At 52.6% G+C, this 25,456-nt stretch carries 16 protein-coding genes; 10 read left to right on the top strand and 6 right to left on the bottom strand.

The window, feature by feature from the left end:
* Positions 1–22 precede the first annotated feature (22 nt).
* Positions 23–325, bottom strand: coding sequence for an isoamylase early set domain-containing protein (locus tag WKJ03_RS16605; protein WP_337843358.1), 303 nt, complete (start codon positions 323–325; stop codon positions 23–25).
* 410 nt (positions 326–735) lie between these two features.
* On the opposite strand from WKJ03_RS16605, the gene WKJ03_RS16600 reads away from it, so the two are divergent.
* The 6 genes from WKJ03_RS16600 to WKJ03_RS16575 all read left to right on the top strand — a co-directional run bounded on the left by WKJ03_RS16600 (position 736) and on the right by WKJ03_RS16575 (position 8,950).
* On the top strand, positions 736–1,956 hold the full coding sequence (locus tag WKJ03_RS16600) for an efflux RND transporter periplasmic adaptor subunit (protein ID WP_337843357.1): 1,221 nt from the start codon (positions 736–738) through the stop codon (positions 1,954–1,956).
* Positions 1,956–5,141 (top strand): efflux RND transporter permease subunit, encoded by a 3,186-nt coding sequence (locus WKJ03_RS16595; protein WP_337843356.1) that lies wholly within the window; start codon positions 1,956–1,958, stop codon positions 5,139–5,141. Before WKJ03_RS16600 ends, WKJ03_RS16595 begins: the two co-directional genes overlap by 1 nt.
* Positions 5,142–5,227: 86 nt before the next feature.
* Positions 5,228–5,758, top strand: coding sequence for a hypothetical protein (locus tag WKJ03_RS16590; RefSeq protein ID WP_337843355.1), 531 nt, complete (start codon positions 5,228–5,230; stop codon positions 5,756–5,758).
* A gap of 39 nt (positions 5,759–5,797) precedes the next feature.
* Positions 5,798–6,232, top strand: coding sequence for a GFA family protein (locus tag WKJ03_RS16585; protein ID WP_337843354.1), 435 nt, complete (start codon positions 5,798–5,800; stop codon positions 6,230–6,232).
* A gap of 553 nt (positions 6,233–6,785) precedes the next feature.
* Positions 6,786–7,400: a DUF5677 domain-containing protein gene (locus WKJ03_RS16580; protein ID WP_337843352.1), complete on the top strand. Its 615-nt coding sequence runs from the start codon at positions 6,786–6,788 to the stop codon at positions 7,398–7,400.
* 152 nt (positions 7,401–7,552) lie between these two features.
* Positions 7,553–8,950 (top strand): hypothetical protein, encoded by a 1,398-nt coding sequence (locus tag WKJ03_RS16575; RefSeq protein ID WP_337843351.1) that lies wholly within the window; start codon positions 7,553–7,555, stop codon positions 8,948–8,950.
* 323 nt (positions 8,951–9,273) lie between these two features.
* On the opposite strand, the gene WKJ03_RS16570 is transcribed toward WKJ03_RS16575, so the two are convergent.
* The 3 genes from WKJ03_RS16570 to pabB form a co-directional block, all read right to left on the bottom strand.
* On the bottom strand, positions 9,274–10,653 hold the full coding sequence (locus WKJ03_RS16570; RefSeq protein ID WP_337843350.1) for an L-serine ammonia-lyase: 1,380 nt from the start codon (positions 10,651–10,653) through the stop codon (positions 9,274–9,276).
* A 106-nt stretch (positions 10,654–10,759) separates the two neighbouring features.
* On the bottom strand, positions 10,760–11,323 hold the full coding sequence (locus tag WKJ03_RS16565; protein ID WP_337843349.1) for a CoA pyrophosphatase: 564 nt from the start codon (positions 11,321–11,323) through the stop codon (positions 10,760–10,762).
* A complete protein-coding gene (pabB, locus tag WKJ03_RS16560; RefSeq protein WP_337843348.1) occupies positions 11,323–12,687 on the bottom strand; it encodes an aminodeoxychorismate synthase component I in 1,365 nt (454 codons plus the stop codon). The genes WKJ03_RS16565 and pabB overlap by 1 nt, the downstream gene beginning before the upstream one ends.
* A 170-nt stretch (positions 12,688–12,857) precedes the next feature.
* On the opposite strand from pabB, the gene WKJ03_RS16555 reads away from it, so the two are divergent.
* From WKJ03_RS16555 to WKJ03_RS16540, 4 genes are all read left to right on the top strand, one after another.
* On the top strand, positions 12,858–14,381 hold the full coding sequence (locus tag WKJ03_RS16555) for a fumarate hydratase (protein ID WP_337843347.1): 1,524 nt from the start codon (positions 12,858–12,860) through the stop codon (positions 14,379–14,381).
* A gap of 57 nt (positions 14,382–14,438) precedes the next feature.
* Positions 14,439–16,460 (top strand): S9 family peptidase, encoded by a 2,022-nt coding sequence (locus WKJ03_RS16550; RefSeq protein ID WP_337843346.1) that lies wholly within the window; start codon positions 14,439–14,441, stop codon positions 16,458–16,460.
* A 79-nt stretch (positions 16,461–16,539) separates the two neighbouring features.
* Positions 16,540–16,911, top strand: coding sequence for an MmcQ/YjbR family DNA-binding protein (locus WKJ03_RS16545; protein ID WP_337843345.1), 372 nt, complete (start codon positions 16,540–16,542; stop codon positions 16,909–16,911).
* Positions 16,911–21,458 carry an EAL domain-containing protein gene (locus WKJ03_RS16540; RefSeq protein ID WP_337843344.1) on the top strand — a complete coding sequence of 1,516 codons (4,548 nt, stop codon included), beginning with the start codon at positions 16,911–16,913 and terminating at the stop codon, positions 21,456–21,458. Before WKJ03_RS16545 ends, WKJ03_RS16540 begins: the two co-directional genes overlap by 1 nt.
* 29 nt (positions 21,459–21,487) lie before the next feature.
* Here WKJ03_RS16540 and WKJ03_RS16535 read toward each other — a convergent pair whose 3' ends face one another.
* Positions 21,488–23,482: a hypothetical protein gene (locus WKJ03_RS16535; RefSeq protein ID WP_337843343.1), complete on the bottom strand. Its 1,995-nt coding sequence runs from the start codon at positions 23,480–23,482 to the stop codon at positions 21,488–21,490.
* A gap of 170 nt (positions 23,483–23,652) precedes the next feature.
* Positions 23,653–25,317: an asparagine synthase B gene (gene asnB / locus WKJ03_RS16530; protein WP_337843342.1), complete on the bottom strand. Its 1,665-nt coding sequence runs from the start codon at positions 25,315–25,317 to the stop codon at positions 23,653–23,655.
* Between the last annotated feature and the right edge of the window lie 139 nt (positions 25,318–25,456).

The following is a 25,456-nucleotide window of genomic DNA, read 5'->3' as shown; positions in this document are numbered from 1 at the left end:
GAAGCAGGTGGCGGTTTGTGCCTTACAACTGCAATACACTGTTCTGATCGTAACTGACGTCTGTCGGCAGGTAAGCATCTGCTTCGTCGTCGTTGACCCACTGCTCGCCGTTGATCACATAGCGGAACTGGTACTGCTTATTGGGTTCCAGGTTCAGACTGGTGCTGAACACACCATTTTTGCTTTTTTTCAGCAGCAGGGCCTTTGGATCCCATTCGTTAAAATCACCGGCTAAGGCCACGGATTCGACCTGCTGATCGGCGGCAACAGTAAAAGTCACTTTGCACACGGGCTTGGTCTTTAAGTACTGTTTCTGAATGCTCATTGCTTTCCCTCTTCTCAATCACACTGGTCTTTGGTCTGAGCTTAGTCTGGCCATCTGACGCTTTAATGACACTAAGCCTTCCCACCTTAACGAGATCTGCAGCTGGCCCCAAAATAACTTTCTGATCTGAGGTTAGCACTCTTGGCTATAAAATGAGCACAAAGTTCAGGGAAGTTGTAACTAAATATGTCGCTGGTCTGTGGCCCCATGAACGAAACTCTGGCGGATCTTCTAAGAACCAAAAGTTATCTGTTTGATTTTAATGATTTTTTTATTGCTCCATTGGATCTGTTTTTTGTGTCATACCTAAGGCTTGTTGTAAAAGCTTAAGATCTGAATGCTATAACCGCCCGTATGACCGCTGTACTATAGGTAACAGATTGAATTCGAATGCAAACAGGGAACAGAACATGAAAAAAAGCACGCTGAAAATAGTGGCTCCCGTGCTGATTATTGCCGGGGCTATTGGCTTGGCAGTAATACTGACCGCAGGCAAAAAGCCGCCAGAGCAAAAAACGGAACAGCGCAAAGACATGCTGGTGGACGTAAAACCTGTAGTGCAGCAGGATTTAACTTACCAGGTCTGGTCGCAGGGCACGGTGCAGCCACGGGTAATGACCACCCTGACGTCGGAAGTGAATGGCGTGATTACCTATGTGGCAGACCAGTTTATCGAAGGCGGCTTTTTTAACAAAGGCGACTTGCTGGTGCAGGTGGAACCTTATGACTACCAGACGGCAGTGAAACTGGCAGAAGCCAGCCTGGCCCGTGCCAAAGCGGCACTGGAAGAAGAAAAAGCCCGCGGCAAAGTGGCGGAGCGCGAATGGAGTATGTTCAGTGAAGGCAAAGCACCTGAACTGGGTTTACGCCGGCCTCAGCTGGCACAGGAGCTGGCCAATCTGCGTTCAGCCGAAGCGGAGCTGGAAAATGCGCGCCGTAACCTGATCCGCACCGAAATCCGTGCGCCCTACAGCGGCATTGTCAAAAGCAAAACCGCCAACTTAGGCCAGTTTATCAGCCGGGGCACACAGCTTGGACAGATTTACGGCACTGAACTGGCTGAAATCCGTATGCCACTGACTGACAACGATGTGGCTTACCTGAATATTCCGGCGCAGGGCGCCGATCCGGCCAGCCTGCCTGAAGTGGAGCTCAGTGCTGAAGTAGGCGGTGAGCTGCGCCGCTGGAACGCCCGGCTGGTGCGGACCGAAGGTATGCTGGACGAACAGAACAGGGTGATTTATGCGGTGGCTCAGGTGCAGGACCCGTACCAGCTGAAATCCTCCGGCCAGGAGGTGTTGCGCTTCGGCCGTTTTGTCAAAGCCCGTATAGAGGGCCGTGCTGAAGATGATCTGGTGTTGTTGGAACGCCATCTGTTATTACCGGACCATAAAGTGCTGGTTGCCGCCGACAACAAGCTGGAGATCCGTAGCGTGACGGTGCAGCGGATGGACGAACGTTACGCCTACATCAGCGCTGGCTTAACCGACAACGACCAACTGGTGCTGACCGCTATTGCCAACCCCCTGGCTGGTATGGCACTGCGTACTTCAGCGGACCCGGTCAAACCGGCTGACGAAACCAAAGCAGAAACCGCAGTGGCGGCTGTGGCGAAACAGGAAGCTCAGTGATGCAGCATCTGGATCAAACCCATAAAGGCGTACTCGCCTGGTTTGCCCGCAACAGCGTGGCGGCTAACCTGTTAATGGTGATACTGCTGTTTGCCGGCATTGTTGGCATTTTCACCATCAAAAAACAAACCTTTCCGGAAATTCAGCTGGAGCAGGTGACGATCCGGGTGCCTTACCTCGGTGCTGCACCGCAGGAAGTGGAAGAGGGTATTGTCGATAAAATTGAAGAATCGCTGCAAAGCATTAACGGCATTAAGAAAATCCGTTCCAATGCAGTGGAAGGCCTGGCCACAGTGCAGGTTGAGATTCAGTCGGACTACGACATTCAGGAAGTGATGAATGAAATCAAAATGCAGGTGGATTCGATTTCATCCTTCCCGGCCCAAACCGAGCGGCCAGTGATTTACCACACCAAATTCTCCAGTAACGTGTTGTGGTTGTCAGTGTATGGCGACACCGACCAGCGAGGTCTGAAGGAATTTGCCAAAGATGTGCGCGATGACCTGAAAAAACTGCCTGGTGTCAGCAAAGTGGAAGTGGTTGGCGCTTTGGATTACGAAGTGTCGATTGAGGTATCTGAATACCAGCTGCGCAAATACGGCCTGACGTTCGACCAGGTGGTCAGTGCGGTACGCGGCAGTTCAGTCGATGTACCAGGTGGTTCCATTAAATCGGACAACGGCAATATTCTGCTGCGTGCAAAAGGCCAGGCTTACCGCGAGCAGGACTTTGCCGACCTGGTGCTGATTAACAGAGCTGACGGTACCCGGTTGCTGCTGGGGGATATTGCGACAGTGCGTGATGGCTTTGTCGAATTTGATGCCTATTCCACCTTCAACGGCAAACCTTCAGTGTCGATTCGGGTGGACGCCGTGGGCGACGACAACACCCTGCATATTGCCAAAGTGGTGAAAGACTATGTGGCGAAAAAGCAAAAAGAACTGCCAGACAGCATTAAAATCGATTCCTGGGGCGATTCGAGTTATTACCTGCAGGGCCGGCTGGACCTGATGACCGACAATATGTGGATGGGGGCCTTACTGGTGCTGATCAGCCTCACGCTGTTTCTGGAATTCCGCGTCGCCTTTTGGGTGATGGTGGGTATCCCCGTCTGCTTCCTCGGCACTATAGCCCTGATGCCACTGTCATTTTTTGATGTGTCCATCAATATGATCAGCTTGTTCGGCTTTATTCTGGTGCTGGGCATACTGGTTGACGACGCCATTATCATAGGCGAAAGCGCCTACAGTGAAATTGAGAAATACGGCAAATCGCCGGAGACGGTGATCCGCGGCGCCCAGCGGGTGGCGGTGCCAGCTACTTTTGGGGTGTTAACCACAGTGGCGGCTTTTATTCCGATGCTGATGGTCGGCGGCCCGCAAGGCCCGATTTGGGAATCCATTGCCTGGGTGGTGGTGCTTTGCCTGCTGTTTTCGATGGTGGAATCCAAGCTGATCTTGCCAGCGCATTTAATTGCGATGGACACCAAACCCTGGGACCCAAACCGTAAAGGTTTCTTTTATGCAATAGGCCGTGGCACCAGCCGGGTGGTGCGGGGTGTGCGGGAGAATGTGAGCGGCGCGACCGAGCGTTTTGTGCAGGGACGCTATAAGACTGCCATTGAATGGGCGCTGGAACACCGATACATCACTGCCAGCAGCTTTTTGGCCATGATGATCCTGATGATTGGTTTGTTGGGCGGTGGTCATGTGCGTTGGGTGTTTTTCCCCAATATTCCCAGCGACTTTATCAATGTGAACCTGAGCATGATGGAAGGTTCGTCTGGCCAGAGTACCATCAGCGCGATGCAGCAGCTGGAGCAGGCGCTGATGCGGACCGATCAGAAGCTGCAGGGCGAAGGGGAAGAGGCGATGGTAAAACACCGGCTGACCTTTACTCAGTCGGAAACGGCGGGGCAGTTTGTTATTGAGCTGGCGAAAAGCGAAGGCCGTGAAACCGACGCCAATGAGTTTGTCCGGCGCTGGCGTGAAGAGATCCCGGAAATTGCCGGGGTAAAAACCCTGCAGATTTTTTCGTCCACCAGCGGTGGCGGTGGTGGTGATATTTCTTTCCAACTGGTGAGTAAAGACCTCGACAAGCTGCGTCTGGCGACTGAAGAGTTAAAAGCGGCGATGCAGCAATACCAGGGCGTGTACGACATTCAGGACAGTATCAGCGGCGGCAACGACGAAATTGTGCTGGAAGTGAAACCCGAAGCCGAAGCCATGGGCATTACGCTGCAAAATTTAGCCACACAGGTACGGTACGGCTTTTACGGTGCTGAAGCCCAGCGTATTCAGCGCGACAGCGAAGAAGTGAAAGTGATGGTGCGTTACCCGAAAGAGGAGCGTCGCTCCATTGGCAACCTGGAGAATATGAAAATCCGCACCGCTTCTGGGGCTGAAGTGCCGTTTGCTCAGGTGGCCAGCTACCGCACCCAACCCAGTTACTCAGCCATCAACCGGGTGGATGGTGAGCGCTCGGTGACGATCAATGCCTCAGTGGATAAAGCTGTGGCGGAACCTATGAAGATCACCAAAGAGCTGCAGGAAAAAGTACTGCCACTGCTGTCACAAAAATACGGCGTAGAAACCGCCCTGGAAGGTGCCAGCCTGGAAGAGCAGGACGCAATGCGTGACCTGGCGCTGGGTTTCCTGTTGGCGTTTTTTGTAATTTATGCACTGCTGGCGGTGCCGCTGAAATCCTACACCCAGCCACTGATCATTATGTCGGTGATCCCGTTCGGTTTTATCGGTGCCGTACTGGGCCATATGCTGCTGGGCTTAAGTGTCAGCATTATGTCGCTGTTTGGCCTGATTGCGCTGGCGGGCGTGGTGGTGAACGACTCGTTGGTGATGGTGGATTTTGTCAATGAAGCCCGTGATGAAGGGGTGCCGGTGAAAGATGCGGTGATCCAGGCGGCCACCCGCCGCTTCCGGCCTATTATGCTGACGTCCTTAACCACCTTTTTAGGCCTGGCGCCTATAGTGCTGGAAAAGAGCCTGCAGGCACAAATTGTGGTGCCCATGGCGGTGTCGCTGGCGTACGGTATTGTGTTTGCCACCCTGATCACGCTGATTTTGATCCCATGCCTGTATTTGATCCTGGCCGACTTTTCCCGTAAATCGGCCAGTAAAAATGTGGCAGCAGACTATAAAGTGGACGAGTTAACAGCGCAGAAGTAACTGCTGTTGTGCTTTATTTCAAAAGGCGCAGTGTACTGCGCCTTTTTTAGCTGCGGTGTTAACGAATTCACAAGGAATGGAAACTGATGACAAAAATTAAATGGGGGCTGGCGTTTTTCGCTGTTCTGGTTGCCGCGGTTGCGGTGTTTCATCAGCGTATTATTGGTTTTGTGGTGCTGCCACCTTATATCGAATGGGCGGCCGCCACTGAGGCCGCTGGAGTGGCCACTGGTGAGGCGCTGACTGAACAACAGCTGCAACTGGCCCGCGACATTGGCATTCAACAGCCTGAGCGGGTGCGGCTGGTGTATGTGGATGAGGTGCCGTTTCCTTACCATAACCTGCTGTTAAAAATCGTGGGTGAAGCCCTTGGTTTTATTGGTGAGGGCATTATCAATAACGCGCAGGTATTTGGTTATTCTATTTATGTGCGAAAAGACTACAGCCTGACCAAACCCCGGCTGGCCCATGAGCTGGTGCATGTGCTGCAGATTGAGCGGTCGGATTTAACCACAGTCGTCAGCCAGCATTTTGCTGATTTGGCAACCTATGGTTATGAAAACTCGCCGCTGGAACTGGAAGCCTATCAGGCCAATAAGAGGTATGCTGAGTATTGAATAATTCTCAGCTGTCTCACTCTTAATAAAAGAGGTTTTATGTACCAGGGAAGTTGTTTATGTGGCGCTGTGACGCTGCAAGTGCAGGGCGGCATTGATTCGATTATTCATTGCCACTGCTCTAAATGCCGAAAAAACAGCGGCACCGCCTATGCCACCAATGGTTTTATTGCAACCAGCGCTTTGCTGATCAACACCGGGCAGGACAAACTCGGCCGCTACGAAACCTCGCCGGGCAAAGTGCGTTATTTCTGCAGTATTTGCGCCTCACCTGTGTACAGCAGCAATGCCGCCGACCCAACCAGGCTGAGGTTACGCCTTGGCATTCTGGATTCGGACATTGTTGAGCGCCCCATCTCGCATAACTTTGTGTCGTCCAAAGCCAACTGGGATGATTTAGACGCAAAGCTGCCACGCTACGACAGCTACGAACCCAGCCGGATCACGCCGGTGACAACGCAGATAGCCGACTAAGTTAGCGGCCTGACAGCGCAGCACTATGCAGCACTGCGCCGTTGTCAGATGCAACAAAGCACGCTGAAGATTGGCTGTAGGGGCGCAGTTTACTGCGCCCGGATGGTCGGGTAATTATCGTCTGGCTTATTGGGCACTCCGTAGTGGGGCAGCTGAACCTGGCGATGCTAGCGACTGTTTTTTCTCCGTAGCGGGGCAAGTAAACCAGACAAGGGTAACTACTGCGTTCGCCCGTTCGCGCCTCCCGCGCTCACTTTTATATTGCTCACTCCGCAGTCACCCCCGCCTGGTTTGCCAGTGACCTTTCCTTACGCTTCGTTCAAAACCACTGTTCAAAATATCAGCACCTAAGCATGAGTTAAATTTAGGATAACTAGCGGACAGCAAGTATGGATTTTGCCGCAAACATTTTTTCCATTTCAGAAGATGTCGTTGATTTAGAGACACTTCAGCGCTAATTTGGCATAAGTAAAAATCAGGAAAGCAGGCAAAAAAATTTCCGACTTGCGGGCGTTTTGCCTTTGAATAAGCGTTATGCGTACAGGATGATTCTTTGAATAATCAAGTTTGGGAAGAGCTCAACACAATTCGACTTGATGCTTTTTCTAAGCTCTGTCATAAGAACCTGCAACAAAAGTATGTCGCACTGTTGATGACTAGAGTTTCTGAATTATGCCAAGATTGCCTCCTATTATTAAAGAACAATCGTGTTGCATCGGCACCAATAGTTCTGCGAAGTGCCTTGGAATCATATATTGATCTAATGTGTGTCATTAACGATATTAATTATATTGATGAAATGAATAAGTCGTTTGATTTTCACAAGGCGAAAATAAAGGGCAAAAAAGTAAATCCTAGAGAGTTGATGTCAATTTTTAAGAAATTTGAGCTTGCAGATGAAGTTAAAACTTATAACGGGTTTTACGCTCATTTATGTCGTAGCTCTCATGGAAATTTAGAAATGCTAATTTATTTTCACGCTGTTGGCGAGCGAATCTCGATTGGCCACACGCCAAACTCCGATGAAATAAAAATGCTAGAAAATCAATCTGTTGCTCTAGCTGCAACTGCATTAATCGAAGGATTGAAGTTTTTAGGTAAGTTTGACAGCCAAATACGCAAACTCGAACATATTCAAGAATTTGCAGGCGGTGGAAAATACGCATAACAAGCGCATCAAGTGATGGGACTGCTAACGCTTGGCTCAGTTCCGCTTCGCTTAACAGTGTAGCCAAGCATTATCAGCCCCTTATGCGGGCGTTATGCGTTTCCATAGGCTGAGCAATTTAGGTACAAAGCAAATCTAGGAAAAACTTTAGAATGGCCAGAAAATCTATACCTGTTAACGTCGCGAGGCAGCTTTGGGCAGGTTGTGGCGGGTATTGTCAAAACCCCAGTTGTAACCGCTTCTTGTTCGCCACCGTAGGGGACGACAGTGTAAGCTTAGCCAACGTAGCACATATTATTGGTCATGGTGAAAATGGGCCTCGAAGTGACCATGAACTAGCAGAATTAATAGATCGAGATGGTCTCGACAATTTAATTATGCTCTGCCTTGAATGTCACAAAATCGTAGATGAGCTGGAGAAGAAATATAGCGTAGAGACAATTCGAATTTGGAAATCTGATCATGAGAGGAAAGTTAGGCAGTTCTTCAATATTCCGAGAGTGACAGATGAGCGCGAACTATTGATTGATGTGAGTGAGCTTCTGGATGAAAACGGAGCAATTTTTCGAGAATATGGTCCGTATTCACAGAGAGTCCTAGAGGGGGGCTCTGGTGACGCCTTAACTATTTGGCGCAGGAGGTGCCTTGATACTATTCTTCCAAACAACCGCCGCATTGTTGATTTAATAGAGAAAAATAAAAGAAATTTTCCGTACCCTTGGGATGTCTACAGGGAAATGCTTAATTATAAGCTTCACGTCGATGCTTTCGAAGATAACTGCCTGCTGGGACAAAAGGTTAATGACTATAAGCTATTTCCTGTAGAGTTTGATCACTTTGTGAAGACAAAGTTAGGCGTAGAAATGCCTCCCCTCGAAAGAAGAGAGAAAGAAGAACTTGAGTTCCGCCACAACCAAGTTTCTACGTTTATAAATCGGTTCTTGGCCAATCATGACTTTATAGATCAAATGGAAGAGCTTAATCGAGCTACAATGTCTATCACATTAAAGGATGGCAGGGAGCTTCGAGTGTTTGTAACGAATACTTATTATTTTACTGAATACACTCTCGAAAAGGTCATTGCCGTCAACCCACAAGTAGAAGTTATTATTTGTTCTTGCCCAGCAGGGCAATACGCTGAAGTTGCCAAGCAACTATGCATCGAACATGGAATTGGGCTTTTCATGTTTGGGGAGTTTATGGGAGCGTTAAGGAAGACCGGTGAACATTTCTTAAATTATTTGCTCAGTTCCGAACGCGAAGATCGAATAAATTCTTTTAAACGGCCGCTCGAGCGTGCAAGTCTACCCAAAGGCCTCCAAGTATATCTATTCGGCTCTTATCTACGGCGAAAGCTATACGAAGATATTGATGCGGTTATCGTTTACTCGAATGTTCAAGCGAAGGATGCGGTTGAGCGAGTTTCGGTAATTCTAAAATCAGAATTAAGACAGCAATCGGCAAAAATAGATTTGACAATTTGCTCTGCTGCAGAGTTTTCAGCCCTGAAACTTACGAATGATAATTTAACTAAGGTTTATGCTTCGTAAGATAAGAGGTTGATGCGCATATCAATGTGCTGTTGTCGGAAAACTTTTCCACCGCTGCGCGGTTCCAAAGTTTCCGCAAAGCTTCGCGTTATAGCTTGAAGTGAGCCACCAAACCGGGCGGGGGTGACTGCGGAGTGCGCGATCCAAAGTGAGCCCCAAACCAATAGAGTCAGGCGCGAAAGGGCGAATGCAGTAGTTACCCCTGTCCGGGTCGCCTGACCATCTGGTGGATGAAGCCGTAACCATCTGCAACCAAGCATAAAGAAATAAAAAGGGCGCACCAAGGTACGCCCCTACAGTTCAACGTCGAAATCAGGCGAGGTTTAACACTCGATAATGTTTACCGCCAGACCGCCGCGTGAGGTTTCTTTGTATTTGCTTTGCATATCGCGGCCTGTGTCCCACATGGTTTTGATCACTTTATCCAAAGACACCTTATGCTCGCCTGTGCCGCGCAGCGCGAGACGGGAGGCGTTAATGGCCTTCACTGCACCCATGGCGTTGCGTTCAATGCAGGGCACCTGCACCAGGCCGCCGACCGGGTCGCAGGTCAGGCCCAGGTTGTGTTCCATGCCAATTTCAGCGGCGTTTTCTACATTGTCCACGCTGCCACCCAAAATCTCTGTCAGCGCACCGGCAGCCATAGAACAGGCCACGCCCACTTCACCCTGGCAGCCCACTTCCGCGCCGGAAATAGAGGCATTTTTCTTATACAAAATGCCAATGGCGGCGGCGGTTAGCAGGTAACGGCTGTAAATTTCCGGCGTCACTGGCTGAATAAACTTGTCGTAGTACATCAACACGGCCGGAATAATACCGGCGGCGCCGTTGGTCGGCGCTGTCACTACCCGGCCACCGGCGGCGTTTTCTTCGTTCACCGCCAGCGCAAACAGGTTTACCCAGTCCATTACCTGCAATGGGTCGGCACTTTTTTCGGCCGCTAAACGTTTATACAGGGCCGGGGCGCGGCGTTTTACTTTTAAGCCGCCCGGTAAAATGCCTTCAGTGCGCATACCGCGGTTAATGCAGCTCACCATGGTTTGCCAGATGGCGCCCAGCTCAGTGCGAATTTGCTCTTCGCTGCGCAGCACCTTTTCGTTTTCCATCATCAAACCGGCAATGGACAAGCCATTGTCTTTGCACAGCTTCAGCAGCTCAGCACCGCTTTCAAACGGAAAAGGTGGTGGATTGTTGGCCGCAAACTGGCTGGCCGCTTCTTTTTCCTGGGCGAAATCTTCGGCTTTGACAATAAAGCCTCCACCTATCGAAAAGTAAATCTCGCTTAGCAGCACCTCATTGCCTTCATAGGCAATTAATTCCATACCGTTGGAATGCTCTTTTAAGGTTTTGCGGCGATGGAAAATAATGGCGCCTTCACGCGGAAACAACACGGCACGCTTTTGGTCCAGCTGAATGCTTTCGCTGCTTTCTACCTGTTTTAACAGGCCGGGTACGGCGTCGGGTTCAATGCTTTCTGGCAGGTAACCCGACAGGCCCAGAATCACCGCTTTGCCGGTGCCGTGGCCTATGCCGGTCTGGCCCAAAGAGCCGAACAGCTCCACTTTCACCTGGGTCACCCGGTCGAATAAACCTTGTGCGCGTAACTCTTCACAGAATTTTTTGGCGGCACGCATAGGGCCGACGGTGTGTGAACTGGACGGGCCTATGCCGATACTGAACATGTCAAATGCGCTGATGATCATAGTTATACTTCGTGTGACCTCTGACTGGCGGCTATTCTAACCAAAGCCAATCACACTGTAACCCGCTTTGTAACTGGTCGGCGCTTATTACAGCAACAGGCCAGTGTTATGCGGCGGTTTGTTCAAGCAGATTCACCAGCACAGCGGCTGTGGCGCCCCAAATCAGCTTTTGCCGGTACGGAAAATAATACAGGCGGTGTAACACAGGGCCAAACTGGCGCAGCTCGGAGTACAGCGCGCCGGGGGCTGCCAGCAGAGACAGCGGCAGCCAAAAGGCAGAGGCCACTTCTTCGGCCTGCAACACCAGCGGTTGCTCTTCGGTCAGCAAAGCCAGGTGCGGTGAAATAAAAAAGCCGGTGCCAGTCACGTAGTCTGGCAACTGGCCCAGCACCTGGATATTGCGCTCAAGCACACCGGTTTCTTCAAAAGCTTCCCGCAGCGCCGCCTGCCAGCTGCTTTCGCCCTCTTCAATACGGCCCCCCGGAAAACTGATTTGCCCGGGGTGGTGTTTTAAATGGGCAGCCCGCTCTGTCAGCAACACTTCCAGTCCTTGGCTGCCTTCACGCAGCAGCACCAACACGGCTGAGGCTCTGGCCTGAGCGGGCAACAAGCGCTGGTGTGGCACCGGCTGCTGCAATAAAAAGCGCGGGTAAAACTGCGGCCATTGCATCAGTCTTGCTCCGAAAGGACAGGCAGAATACGCTGCACTTTATCAAAGGTTTCCTGGTATTCACTGTGGGCCTCTGAGTCCGCCACCAGGCCGCCACCGGCCCAGCACAAAGCTTCACCTTCTGCCAGCACCAGGGTGCGTATCGCAATATTGCTGTCCATATCGCCTTGCTGGTTGATATAACCCAAGGCGCCGCAGTACACCGAGCGTGGGTGCGGCTCTAATTCGGCAATAATCTGCATGGCCCGCACTTTGGGCGCACCGGTAATAGAGCCACCAGGGAAAGCACCCCGCAATAAATCAAAGGCATCGGCCGATGGATTCAACTGGCCTGTGACTGTGCTGACCAAATGGTGCACCGCCGGAAAAGATTCAATGGCAAACAAGGAGGGCACTTTGACCGACCCTGGCACACAGTGTTTGCCTAAATCGTTACGCAGCAAATCGACAATCATCACGTTTTCGGCGCGGTTTTTTTCTGACCGTTGCAGCTCTGCTGCATTGGCGGCATCCTGCGCCGGGTCACTGCTGCGCGGCAGGGTGCCTTTAATAGGTTTGGTCTCCACCCGGCCTTGTTTCACTTCAATAAAACGTTCGGGTGAGAGCGACAGCACACAACCTTCGGGCAGGCGCATAAAAGCAGAAAAAGGCGCGCCGTTTTTGGCTCGCAATTTCAGGTAAGCCTGCCATTCATCGCCCTGGTAACGGGCCGAAAACCGCTGCGCCAGGTTAATCTGGTAACAGTCGCCGCTTTTCAGGTACTGCTGCACTTTGTCGAATTTTTCCTTGTACTGCTGTGCATCCATATTGGCCGTCCAGTCGCTGCACAGTGAAAATGGTGCCGCCTCAGGGGGGCGGTCAAACAGCACTTTGCGCACCGGCCAGCTGTGGCTGGCGTCGCCTGTGGCATCCACATACCAAAGCTTGCCCTGTTGCTGGTCCAGCACCAAGGCCCAGAGGTAAACCCCAACCGCTAAATCGGGCAGGGCACGGGCAGGTGAAGCCACGGCGGGCACGGGTTCCAGCAACTGGCCCAGTTCATAACCAAAAAAGCCCGCCAGCCCCCCGGCAAAAGGCAGCGCCAGCGCAGTTTGTGGCGCAGGAAAATAGTCCTGATGCAATTGCTGCAGCGTCGCAAACGGGTCGGCACGAAATGAGCTGACTTCGCCGTTTTTGTTCAACTGCAGCTCGCCATCATGGCAGGTCAGGGTGGCAACAGGTTGTGCCAGCAGAATATGGTAGCGGCTGTTGATATGGGCGGCGGCGGCGGAGTCGAACAACAGCGCCCAGGGCTGATGCGCCACCGCGGCAAAATAGCGGGTTAAATCCTGGGGCGACTCGGGTAATAACAGGGCAGTGGCCATGCGGAACTCATCTTCATCAATCGTCAATTTCCAGCAAAACGACCTGGGTCGACTAGCCGCTGGATCGGTTGCGCGGTATCATAACAGCCTGACCACTATTAGTTAATCCCGACGCTCCCGCCCGTGCAGGGGCTGAAGCGTCGTCTGAACCTGACAGAAAAGGGCACAACATGACGGTAATTCGCCAGCAAGACTTTATCGACAGCATCGAAGATGCGTTGCAGTACATCTCTTATTATCACCCGCTGGATTTTGTGCAGGCGTTGGAAAAGGCCTACCACAAGGAGCAGAACCAGGCCGCCAAAGATGCAATAGCCCAAATTCTGATCAACTCACGCATGTCGGCCGAAGGCAACAGGCCTATCTGTCAGGACACCGGCATTGTCACTTGTTTCGTCAAAATCGGTATGGATGTGCGTTGGGACAAAACCGACATGACAGTGCAGCAAATGGTGGACGAAGGCACCCGTCGTGCTTACCTGAACCCACACAACCCGCTGCGCGCTTCTATTGTGGCGGACCCCGCCGGGAGCCGGAAAAACACCAAAGACAACACGCCATCCGTAGTGCACATTGATATGGTGGCAGGCCACCATGTCGAAGTGATGATTGCCGCCAAAGGCGGTGGCAGTGAAAACAAAACCAAAATGGTGATGCTGAACCCGTCCGACTCTGTGGTGGAGTGGGTGCTGGAAACCCTGCCGAAAATGGGGGCGGGCTGGTGTCCGCCGGGTATGCTTGGCATTGGTATTGGTGGCACCGCCGAAAAAGCGGCAGTGCTGGCCAAAGAAGCGCTGATGGAGCCGGTGGATATTCAGGACCTGCTGGAAAAAGGTGCCGAAACGGCCGACGAAAAACTGCGTCTGGAGCTGTACGACAAAGTGAACAAACTGGGCATTGGTGCCCAGGGGTTGGGCGGCTTAACCACAGTGGTCGATGTCAAAATTAAATCTGTGGCCACCCATGCGGCGTCCAAGCCGGTGGTGATGATCCCGAACTGCGCGGCCACCCGCCATGTGCATTTCCACCTGGATGGGTCAGGCCCGGCCCAGTTAACACCACCCAAGCTGGAAGACTGGCCACAGGTGACCTGGGAGCTTGGCAACAATGTGCGCCGGGTGAACCTGGACACAGTGACGCCGGAACAGGTGCTGGATTGGAAAGCAGGTGAAACTGTGCTGCTGTCGGGCAAAATGCTGACCGGCCGCGACGCGGCGCACAAGCGTATTGCCGATATGCTGGCCAAAGGCGAAGGCCTGCCTGCGGGGGTCGATTTTAAAAACAAATTCATTTATTACGTCGGCCCTGTGGACGCCGTCGGGGATGAAGTAGTAGGCCCGGCCGGTCCGACCACAGCCACGCGGATGGATAAATTTACCGACATGATGCTGAGCCAGACCGGCTTGCTGGGCATGATTGGTAAATCGGAGCGCGGCGACAAAACGGTGGACAGCATCAAAGAGCACAAGGCTGTGTACCTGATGGCGGTGGGTGGTGCAGCCTATCTGGTGTCAAAAGCCATTAAAAAGGCCCGTGTGGTGGCGTTCGAAGATTTAGGTATGGAAGCCATTTACGAATTTGAAGTGGAAGACATGCCTGTGACAGTGGCTGTTGACAGCAACGGAAATAACGTGCATAAACAAGGACCTGCAATCTGGAAACTGAAGATTGCCGAGCTTGAGCCAAGCGCCTGAATCTTATAATTACACCGAAAACGCCCTGATCTTCAGGGCGTTTTTTCAGGAGACTGTATGAAAGCCTTATCTTTGGTTGCTTTAGCTCTGATGAGCACTGCAGCTGTTGCCAAGTCACCACTGACGATTGAACACTTAAATAAATTCAACAAGTTATACGACGTGCATGTGTCACCTGATGGCCGTTATCTGGTGTATGGTCAGAAAAATGGTGGCTTGAACCCGGCCGATACCAGTGCTGATTTGTACCTGATGGATTTACAGCAAGGTAATAAAGTCAGCCGCCTGACCTATAACGATGACCGTGAACATCATGTGCAGTGGTCAAAAAACTCGGACGCCTTGTATTTTATCGCAGGACGCAGCGGTTCAGCGCAAATCTGGCGTTTGCCATTAACAGGTGGGGAAGCCAAACAAATCACCGATTTGCCGCTGGACGTGGATGGTTTTGTGTTGTCCGGCGATGAAAACTATCTGGCTTTGCAACTGGCCAGCAAACCAGGTTGTGACACTGTGGCCTGTACTGTGGAAGCCAAACAGGTGGCGGCCGGCCAGAAAGACAGCGCTATGGTGTTTGACCAGCTGATGGTGCGTCATTGGGACAGCTGGAGCGACGGTTTTCGCAGCCAGCTGTACATAGCCCGTATCGGGCAGGACAAGGTCACCGAAGCGAAAAACCTGATACCGGAGTGGAATACCGATATCGCCGGTATCGACCAGGTGGCTTTTACGCCAGACGGTAAAAATCTGGTGTTCAGCGCCAAAATTCCTGGCGTCGATCAGGCCTGGCATACCAACTTTGATATTTTTCAGGTGTCGGTCAATGGCGGCGAAAAAGTCAACTTAACCCGTGAAAACGCCGCTTGGGATGCCAGCCCGAAGTTCTCCGGTGATGGCCGTTATATGGCCTATCTGGCAATGAAGAAACCTGTGTATGAAGCGGACCGTTTTGGTTTGATTTTGCTGGATATGGTGACAGGGGAACGTAAAGAACTGGCGTCTGAATGGGACCGTTCGGTCAGTGATTTCGCCTTTGGTCCGGACAGCCGCACTATTTACGTCACAGCGCAGGACACAGGCCAGCACGGTATTTTTGCCATTAATACCCAGTTTGGCGATATCGCCAAAGTCTACGCCGACGGCACGGCTGGCGATCTGAATGTGCTGAAAAACAAGCTGATATTTACCAACCACAGCCTGAACAAACCAACCGATATTTACGAGCTGGCGACTGAAACTGGCATGCCCAAAGCGCTGACCAACGTGAATGCCGACAACCTGAAAGAGATTCAGCTGGCCGAATTCGCCCAGTTCAGCTTCCCTGGCGCCAATGACGAAACAGTGCATGGCTACTGGATGAAACCCTGGAATTTCAAAGCCGGTCAGCAATACCCCATTGCCTTTATTGTGCACGGCGGCCCGCAAGGCAGCTTTGGCAATATGTTTAACTACCGCTGGAATGCCCAGCTGTGGGCGGCGCAGGGCTATGGCGTGGTGATGATCGATTTCCACGGCTCGACCGGTTATGGTCAGGCCTTTACCGATTCCATCGCCCGTGACTGGGGTGGCAAGCCATTGCAGGATTTGCAAAAAGGCCTGGCTTATATCACCGAAAAAGAAACCTGGCTGGATAAAAACAACGCCTGTGCCTTGGGAGCCTCTTATGGCGGCTTTATGATGAACTGGATTGCCGGCAACTGGCCGGACGGCTTTAAGTGCCTGGTCAATCATGCAGGTTTGTTTGATATGCCAAGTTTTTACGGCAGCACCGAAGAGTTGTGGTTCCCGGAACACGATATGGGTGGGATGCTCTGGACCAAAGATGCTGACTACCATAAATTTAACCCGGCCGCTTTTACCGACAACTGGAAAACACCTATGCTGGTGATCCACGGCTTAAAAGATTACCGTGTGCCCTATGCGCAGGGGCTGGGCGCCTTTACCACACTGCAGCGCAAAGGTATTGAGTCGAAACTGGTGATTTTCCCGGATGAAAACCACTGGATCTTAAAACCGCAAAATGCCGAGCGTTGGTACAATGAAATCTTCAGTTGGATGAAGTTACAGACAGCCAAATAACGCAGGAAAAGGTACAACAGGACAAAGGCTGCCCTGGGCAGCCTTTTGCATTAAACACACTTGATTTGATAGGAGCTGCATGGATTTTCTGCAGGCGCAACAGCACTGTCAGTTACAAACAGGGGCTGAACTGGATTTTCCTTTTGGACCGGATCTCTATGTCTACAAAGTGAAAGGCAAGGTGTTTGCCATTTTGTTTGCCAACAAAACGCAGTGCAGCATCAACCTCAAATGCGACCCGGACCAGGCACAGGCGCTGCGCGACCTGTTCAGTGCAGTGCGGCCTGGCTACCATATGAATAAAAAACACTGGAATACTGTGGTACTGGATGGGTCGTTGCCCGCTGGTGAGCTGCAGCGCCAGATTGAGCACTCCTGGCAACAGGTGGTAGCGAAACTGCCACGACTGCAACAAAAGGCGCTGGCGCTGCACGCCAGTGTAAGCCTCTGATGACTAAAACCGCTTTTCCACTGAACGCCATTCGTATTGTGATTCTGTACAGCCTGTTTTCTTTGCTGTGGATTTTTGGCTCTGACCGGGTACTGCACCTGATGGTGACGGACCCCTGGCTGGTGTCTGTACTCAGTACCCTGAAAGGTTTTGCTTATGTCGCGTTAAGCGGAACTTTGCTGTACCTGCTGCTGACCAGCTGGCGCAAACAACAGTTTTACGACAATCCGGTCAATACCCGGATGAAGCAGTGGCGTCTGCTGGCCGTGCTGCTGGCCTTTGTCCTGGCGTTGCCCGGCCTGACTGTAGTCACCAAAATGATGTATTCCAGTCAGTTGAAATCCCGTGCTTATGCCGATTTACACACCATCAACGAAATTAAAAAACAACAACTGGAACAGTGGCTGGCGGAACGACGCTATGACATCAGTGGTGTGGCCAAAGACAACGGTTTTCGTCAGCAGTTGAGTGCTTTTGAACGCAGTGACGAAGCCCGTCATAACCTGCGATTACGCCTGAGTAGTCTGATTGCCAGCCATGCCTTCAGCGCCATCCGTCTGTACAACCAGAACCAGCAATTGCTGCTTGAAGTGGGGCAGATGCAGACAGGTTTTCATCGGGACAGCTGGTCAGCTCAACAGCCGGTCTTTCATTGTTTCAGCGCAGAACTCCAGGAGTTTTGCAGCCTGAACTGGCGTTTGCAACTGGCGGCGGATCAGCAATTGTATCGGCTGGAATTGCAGGCCGACGCCAGTCAGTTTCTGTTTCCTGTGCTGCAGACCTGGCCGGTCAGCAGCCCGACAGCAGAAGTGCTGCTGGTCAAAAACCAGGGGGCACAGGTGCAGTTTCTGAACCCGCTGCGGCATGCAAAAGCCGGGCAGGAGGGGCAGTTTGACCTGAACGAAGAAGTATTGACCGCCAAAGCATTGCGTCAACGCCAGTCTGGTGCTACTGAAACCAAAGATTATCGCGGCGCAGCAGTGCTTGGCGCTTATGCACCAGTGGCGAACACCGACTGGATGTTGGTGACCAAGGTGGATACGGCCGAAGTGCTGGCCCCCATTGACACCCTGTTATTGTGGCTGGCGCTGGTGGCTGGCAGTTTGTTGTTAGTGCTGCTCCTGCTGGTGTTGTTTTACTGGCGTGAGCTGATGCAGAACCATTATCTGGAGCTGCAAAACCGTCAGCAGATGCAGGACAAACAAGTGCGGGCTTTTTTCGATTTGCCATTTTTGGGCATGGCCGTGCTGCACCGTATTCATCAGCCTTTTTTACAGGTGAACCGGCGGCTGGCCGAGATCCTGGGGTATGCGCAGGACGAGCTGCTGCAGTTGTCGTTATGGGATTTGCTTGCGGAAAACCAACTGGCCAATTTACCTATGGACCAGTTGCGTGAGGGGCAGCCGCTGACGCTGGATTTGTCACTGAAACACAAATCGGGCCGTTTACGGGTGATCCGGCTGATGATTCAAAAGCAGCAAGGCAAAGCGCATCAGGACTGGATCCTGGCCAGTTTTGATGATGTGACCGAAAAACGCCAGCTCTATGCCGACCTGACCCAAAGCAATCAGCAGCTGCAACACAGTGCGCAGCAGCTCGACAGCATTCTCAATGCCAGCTCTGCTGTCCTGCACCGGATAGAACTGGACGGCCAGCAGTGCAGCACCAGCTGGGTCAGTGCCAATGTCAGCCGGGTGCTGGGTTTTGAACCTGGCTTGTGTCTGGTACCGGGCTGGTGGGAGCAGCAGGTCCATCCGGATGACCTGGGGAGGGCGACCCAAGCTCTGCAGCAGACCATGGAAAAGGGGTACTACAGCCACGAATACCGCTTTTATGCCGCCGACGGCTCGCTGAAATACATTCGGGATGATTTGCGCTTGTTGCCTGCAGGGCGGGATGGCCGGCAACTGGTGCTTGGCGCCATGCTGGATCTGACGGAGCTGGTGCACAGCAGGCAACAGCAGCAGGCCACGGTCAACCGCTTGCAAACCTTATTTAACACCATGTCAGAGGGCTTAATTCTGTACGACGAGCAGGCCTGTCTGCTGGACTGCAACCCAGCGGCGGAACGTATTCTGGCCCGCAGCAAACAGCAGTTGATCGAGGAAAACAAACAGGGCGATCGCTGGATTTTTGTTGATGAAGAGAGGAATACGGTTCCGCTTGGGTTATTGCCGAGCCGTCAGGTGCTGAGCACCAAAGCCTCAGTGCGAGACCGCGTGTTGGGCTTTTACAACGGTGATGAGCTGCGCTGGCTCAGCAGCAATGCAGAACCTTTGCTGGAAGATGGTGTGCTCAAAGGAGCCTTGGTGACCATTGAAGACATCAGTCAGAGTATCAGCAACCGTCAGGAGTTAAAGCAGCGCGCACAAATCATGGCGCAACAGGCCGATTTGGCCGCGTCGCTGTTGCAGCACAGTGACTGGCTGAGTCTGTTGCAGCAGAGTTTGCCCGCTTTGGCTCAAACCCTGGAAGCGGACGCTATGTACCTGTACCAGAACAAAAGTTCTGAACACTGTGAGCAACTGGCGTTATGGCAACAAGACACCAGTTACGGCTTCAACCCTTTACAGCTGAGCACAAAAGACAGTCAGGCCTGTGCTTACCTTGTCGCAGAGCTGAGCGCAGGACGCAGCGTTGCAGGTGCTGTGGCGCAGCTGCCGGAGCCGGTGCAGCAGCCGTGGCGTGACCTTGGGGTGACTGCCATTGCGCTGTTGCCGGTGATACTGGATGGCCACTGGTGGGGGACTCTTGGTGTAGAGTCTGGAGTGGCCAACAGGCAGTGGAATACGGTGGAGATGGACGCGCTGAAAATGCTGGCGTCAGCTTTGGGGTATGCGGTCAGACGGCAGCGCTTTGAATCCTCGTTGCGCCAGGCGGCGGCCGTGTTTCAGAGCACCCGCGAAGGCATTATGATCACCGATTCGGACAACAGAATTATTCAGGTGAACCAGTCATTGCTGCGGATGTTGGGCTATGAGGAGCAGGAAGTGCTGGGGCAAACACCGGCCATCTTTGCTTCTGGCCGACACGATGCAGCCTTTTACCGGCAAATGTGGCAGGAGCTGACGGAGCGGGGCTACTGGCAAGGCGAAGTCTGGAACCGCCGTAAAAATGGTGAGGTGTACCCTGAGCTGCTCAGCATCAGCACCATTCGCGATCCGCAAAATGCGCTGAGCCACTATGTGGCCGTATTTGCCGATATTACCCAGTTAAAGGCGTCGGAGCAGGAGCTGGAGTTTCTCGCCCACCATGATGTACTGACAGGCTTACCGAACCGGTTGCTGATGAACTCCAGGCTGCAGAATGCGGTGCAGCAGGCCAAACGTGACCAGCAGCAATTTGCCGTGCTGATGCTGGACCTGGACCGCTTTAAGTACATTAACGACAGTTTCGGCCACCCAAGCGGGGACGAATTGCTGAAGCTGGTCTCGACCACCTTAAGTCAGCGGCTGCGCAGCACTGACACTGTGGCCCGTTTTGGCGGCGACGAGTTTATTATTCTGCTGGAGCGGTTGCAGCATGCGGAAGATGCCGCGCGTTTCGCCAGTGAACTGATCCAGTTGCTCAGTCAGCCCTGGTTGCTGAGCAATGATGTGGAGGTTCGTATTGGTGCCAGCATTGGTATCTCGGTCTTTCCGGATCATGGTGAAGATGGGGCCGTATTGCTCAGCCATGCCGACGCCGCCCTGTACCGTGCCAAAGAACAGGGCCGGGGCCGTTTTGCCTACTATTCGGACGATTTAACCCTGTATGCCAGGGAGCGCATTGCCCTGGAAGGACGGTTGCGTGGGGCCTTAAAAGCCAATCAGTTCCGGGTGTATTACCAGCCTCAGGTGGAGCTGAAATCTGGCCGTATTGTTGGTGCGGAAGCCTTGATCCGCTGGCTGGACCCGGTGGAAGGTTTAATTCCACCTGGGCGTTTTATTCCAATTGCCGAAGACACTGGCCTGATTGGTGCCATTGGCGACTGGGTGCTGGCCGAGACCTGCCGTCAGGGCGCAGCCTGGTTGGACGCCGGACTGAGGCCGGTAAAACTTGCGGTCAATTTGTCATCCCATCAGTTCAGTCAGGGCAATATCCACGAACGCACAGCTCAAATACTGCAGCAGACAGGTTTCCCTGCCCAGTGGCTGGAGCTGGAACTGACCGAAAGCGCCATTATGGACAGAGAGCTGGAAGCCTCTGTGCTGTTGACCGAATTGCACCAGATGGGGGTCAATCTGGCCATTGATGACTTTGGGACCGGTTATTCGTCTTTTGCTTACTTACAGCGTTACCGGCTGGACGTGCTGAAAATCGACAAGAGCTTTATGGACGATGTGGAATTTAACCCGGAAAGCCGGGCCATTGTCAGTGCCATTATTTCCATGGCGCATATTATGGGGCTTAAAGCGCTGGCCGAAGGGGTGGAACGCGCCAGTCAGGTTGAGTTCTTACTGGAGCAGGGCTGTGATTATTACCAGGGCTACTATTGCAGTAAACCGGTTCCTGCCCAGGACTTTGCCGCTTTATTGTCTGCCACAGTGACAGAACAGCCCGCATAAAGCGGGCTGTTCTGTGAAACAACGAAGACTTACTGCACTGTCCCGTAGGGGCTCAGGCTGGTTTTTTGTAAGGGCCGGATCACGCCCTGGTAGTTTTCATCATCTGAGCCAATAAGGAGTGCAGCTTGCTCCTGGCCTTGCGCCGGTGTTGCAATGCCTTCCACTTTCAGGCCGTCCAGCCGCCAGAACACAGGGCGTTGTGCCATCAGGCTGACAGGCTGCGTCTGGGCCGGGTTGACCAGCGCCAGCGGGTAAATGACGGAGTGAAAAGGACCATTGTCGCCGTTATCGGCCACTGCGCTGGCCCAGAGCACATCGTTTTGTAAAAACAGGTCGGAAATTTTGCGTGGGTAGACGGCGCTGTCCACCCCTGTTGGCCCCGTGACCTGCAGTTTCTGGCTGTTCCAGCTCAGGGCCGAACTGGCTAAATTCAGTTCTCCCCATTGCAGGAAGCCTGGGGTTGTAGCGTTGCCGCGTTCGCCCAGTATCAGCAGGTACTTTTGTTCAGCTTTGGCGCTGCATGCCAGGCCTTCAAAATTATCTCCTTCCAGCTGTGGGTTATTGTCCCGCTCCACAGGCAGCTCATAAAACGCCAGCACCTGAGCGTAAGACGGAAACACTTTCAGGTGAAACAGGCGGCCAAAAGCCCCTTGCCAGGTGCCGCTTTCAGCGGCCAGGTATTCACCGGGCCGGCCAGGCAAAGCACAGACAGCTTCAAGATCGCTGGCCATCTGGCCGGCCGGCCAGTTGGTGACAAAAAGCGGTTGATGCACAGGCGGCTGATTGGCATTCAATTGAATACTGACCAGCCGGTCGCCGGGTCGCTGGATTTTTTTATCCTGTACCGCCAGATAGCTGACGCCATCATGACTGGCTAAACCGCTGATGGCGGGCAATGCATTCTGTATTTTGTTGCGAAGCGGGCTGAACCAGCGTGGGTCCAGGCTCAGCTGGAACAACAAAGGGGACATCGACTTAAATTTGTCGGCATGGGTGCCACACTGAATATTGTCGCTGTAATGCTGTTTCCAGGGATCGTTGACCAGATACAGCGTGCCATCTGCATAGGTTACGGCTTCGATGGCGGTTTGCACCAGCTTGTCGTAGGGTTGGCACAGGCCTGAATCGTCGGTGCTGACATAGAAACTGAGTTTCTGTACATAAGGCGGCACCCTGTTGGTCAGGTCAAACACCCAAAGTTCATCGTCATTACGCGCCACAGCAGCCAGATAGCCTGGGTGGCCCTGCAGCGGGCTTGGAATAAATTCAATGCCATTGATGGGGTGGTCGGCGTCATCCAGCGGCGGCATGCTCAGATTGGCGTCAATGACCTTGACCAGGTTGTCCCTGGCCCAGAAATCGGAGGTCAGCCGGGTTTTAAAAATACGGGGTTTATTCGCCATATCCTGCTCAACCGCCAGGTACAGATTCAGATGGCTGTCCACTGCCAGACCTTCCACGCCATCATTCGGGAAGTTACCAAGTTTGGCCTCAGGCGGAAACTGCACAGGCCGTACTGCAACAATTTCAGCCCTGGTCAGCGCCTGGTCCACCTGAATCTTCAGCAGCAGCGTGGGGTAGAGCGTGGAATTGGTTTTGGCAAACTTACGGCTGCATTCCGGGCTCAGGCTGTAGTTGGACGCATCTTCGGTGACTGTGATTAAGGTGGTGTCATCAATGCGATCCCAGGTCAGGGCTTCCAAATCCGGTTTTTCACTCAGGTACTGATAAAAACAGCTGGATTTCAGCGAATCCGCCACAGTGATCGGGATTGGCGCTGTGATCGCCTGGCCGGTTTGTGGGCTGAGCCGGAACAGTTTCATCCGGGTGCTTTCATCGGCGCTTTGATCGCCAAGAGCGACCAGCTCACCTTTGCGAAAGGTCAGGCCGGAGGTTTGCGGGTCCAGCAAAGGTTGCTGGGCTAAATCTTTAATCCAGCGCCCGGTCAGCGCGGTTTCGGCAACAGCGTGCTGGCACAGGCTTGACGCCATCACTACGGCCAGTACAACAGAAAAGCATTTCATAAACTCAAAGGCCCAATCTCAGGGGGGTCATTTGGCGCTTAACATACGATCTGTGCTGACTTTTCGCCAGTGCAAACCCGATGAAAAAACGAATTTAACGCTCAATAGGCATTTTGTGCTGGAAAAAACAACGGCCGCAAAAGCGGCCGCTGGGGATTACTGAGCAAAGCTTAATAACCCTGCTCGTGGACGTCACGTACAGCACGGCCCGACGGGTCGGTCAGCTGCGCCATTTTAGCGTCCCAGGCCAGGGCTTCAGGCGTGGAGCAGGCGACTGACTTACCGCCCGGAACGCAAGCGATAGCGGCCGGGTGTGGGAAATGCTCTTCAAAAATGGTGCGGTACAGATAACCTTCTTTGGTGTCCGGTGTGTTGACCGGGAAGCGGAAGCTGGCGGTGGCCATCTGCTGGTCCGTCACTTCTTTTTCCGCATAAGCTTTTAAGCTGTCAATCCAGCTGTAGCCGACACCATCAGAGAACTGCTCTTTTTGCCGCCATAAAATTTCTTTGGGCAAAGCGCCTTCAAAAGCTTCACGCAGAATGTGTTTTTCCATTTTGCCGCCACCGCACATTTTCGCTTGTGGGTTTAACCGCATGGCGGTGTCCATAAAGTGCTTGTCGAGGAACGGCACCCGGGCTTCAATGCCCCAGGCTGACATCGCCTTGTTGGCACGGTTGCAGTCGAACATATGTAAACGGTCCAGTTTACGCAGCGTCTCTTCATGGAACTCTTGGGCGTTCGGCGCTTTGTGGAAATACAGGTAACCACCAAAGATTTCATCCGAGCCTTCGCCCGACAGCACCATTTTAATGCCCATGGCTTTGATTTTACGCGCCATCAGGTACATAGGGGTGGAGGCACGGATGGTGGTCACATCGTAAGTCTCGAGGAAATACACCACATCACGCAAAGCGTCTATGCCTTCCTGCACGGTAAAATGCACTTCGTGGTGCACTGTGCCAATGGAATCTGCCACTTTGCGGGCTGCTGCCAGATCCGGTGAGCCCTGCAGGCCGACCGCAAAAGAGTGCAGCCGTGGCCACCAGGCTTCGGACTGATCGTCATCTTCGACCCTGTTACGCGCAAACTGCTGGGTAATGGCGGAGATTAAGCTGGAATCCAGACCACCAGAGAGCAACACACCATAAGGCACGTCGGACATCAGGTGGCTCTTCACGCTGTGCTCCAAAGCGGCTTTTAACTCGCCCAAATCGGCTGGGTTGTCTTTGACGGCGTCATAGCTCATCCAGTCACGCTGGTAGTACTTCACCAGTTTGCCCACTTTGCTGTCAAAAAAATGGCCTGGCGGGAATTCCTGCATTTGTTTACAGACGGGCACCAGGGCTTTGAGCTCAGACGCCACATAGAGCTGACCATGTTCGTCATAACCGTAATAAAGCGGAATAATGCCGATATGGTCACGCGCCACCAGGTAACGCTGCTGCTCGGCGTCATACAGAATAAAAGCAAACATGCCCTGCAGCTGGTCGATAAAGTCGGCACCATGCTCCAGGTATAAAGGCAGAATCACCTCACAGTCTGACTTGGTCTGAAACTGATAGTCGACGTTCAGGTTTTTCTCTAAATTCTTGTGATTATAAATTTCACCATTCACTGCCAGAATGTGATTTCGATTCGGATTAATCAGGGGCTGGGCGCCATTTTCAGTATCTACAATAGCCAGACGCTCGTGCACTAAAATGGCATTGTCGTCGTTCCATACACCGGACCAGTCCGGACCACGATGGCGTAATAACTTAGATAACTGTAGCGCCTGCTGGCGCAAGGCTTTAACATCCGTCTTGATGTCAAGCACCCCAAATATCGAACACATGATAACCTCTTGTTTAATTCAATCCGATGTAAAATTCACTAGTTTTGGCAGTATGTACGTCTATACGTACCCTTTGACTCTGCCAGTTGCATCAGAAAAAGCAAGAGGTTTTTTCAGCAAAACCGGAGGTAAGGCCTGG

Source organism: Rheinheimera sp. (genome assembly GCF_037442525.1).
Lineage (GTDB): Bacteria > Pseudomonadota > Gammaproteobacteria > Enterobacterales > Alteromonadaceae > Pararheinheimera.
Note: the sequence above shows the minus strand (reverse complement) of the source record. Positions and strands in the feature narration are given on the sequence as shown.

Bases quoted from the DNA above. Each gene is read 5' to 3' on its own strand.
- WKJ03_RS16605 (WP_337843358.1), bottom strand. From the start codon at position 325: ATGAGCATTCAGAAACAGTACTTAAAGACCAAGCCCGTGTGCAAAGTG.
- WKJ03_RS16600 (WP_337843357.1), top strand. From the start codon at position 736: ATGAAAAAAAGCACGCTGAAAATAGTGGCTCCCGTGCTGATTATTGCC.
- WKJ03_RS16595 (WP_337843356.1), top strand. From the start codon at position 1,956: ATGCAGCATCTGGATCAAACCCATAAAGGCGTACTCGCCTGGTTTGCC.
- WKJ03_RS16590 (WP_337843355.1), top strand. From the start codon at position 5,228: ATGACAAAAATTAAATGGGGGCTGGCGTTTTTCGCTGTTCTGGTTGCC.
- WKJ03_RS16585 (WP_337843354.1), top strand. From the start codon at position 5,798: ATGTACCAGGGAAGTTGTTTATGTGGCGCTGTGACGCTGCAAGTGCAG.
- WKJ03_RS16575 (WP_337843351.1), top strand. From the start codon at position 7,553: ATGGCCAGAAAATCTATACCTGTTAACGTCGCGAGGCAGCTTTGGGCA.
- WKJ03_RS16570 (WP_337843350.1), bottom strand. From the start codon at position 10,653: ATGATCATCAGCGCATTTGACATGTTCAGTATCGGCATAGGCCCGTCC.
- WKJ03_RS16565 (WP_337843349.1), bottom strand. From the start codon at position 11,323: ATGCAATGGCCGCAGTTTTACCCGCGCTTTTTATTGCAGCAGCCGGTG.
- pabB (WP_337843348.1), bottom strand. From the start codon at position 12,687: ATGGCCACTGCCCTGTTATTACCCGAGTCGCCCCAGGATTTAACCCGC.
- WKJ03_RS16555 (WP_337843347.1), top strand. From the start codon at position 12,858: ATGACGGTAATTCGCCAGCAAGACTTTATCGACAGCATCGAAGATGCG.
- WKJ03_RS16550 (WP_337843346.1), top strand. From the start codon at position 14,439: ATGAAAGCCTTATCTTTGGTTGCTTTAGCTCTGATGAGCACTGCAGCT.
- WKJ03_RS16545 (WP_337843345.1), top strand. From the start codon at position 16,540: ATGGATTTTCTGCAGGCGCAACAGCACTGTCAGTTACAAACAGGGGCT.
- WKJ03_RS16540 (WP_337843344.1), top strand. From the start codon at position 16,911: ATGACTAAAACCGCTTTTCCACTGAACGCCATTCGTATTGTGATTCTG.
- WKJ03_RS16535 (WP_337843343.1), bottom strand. From the start codon at position 23,482: ATGAAATGCTTTTCTGTTGTACTGGCCGTAGTGATGGCGTCAAGCCTG.
- asnB (WP_337843342.1), bottom strand. From the start codon at position 25,317: ATGTGTTCGATATTTGGGGTGCTTGACATCAAGACGGATGTTAAAGCC.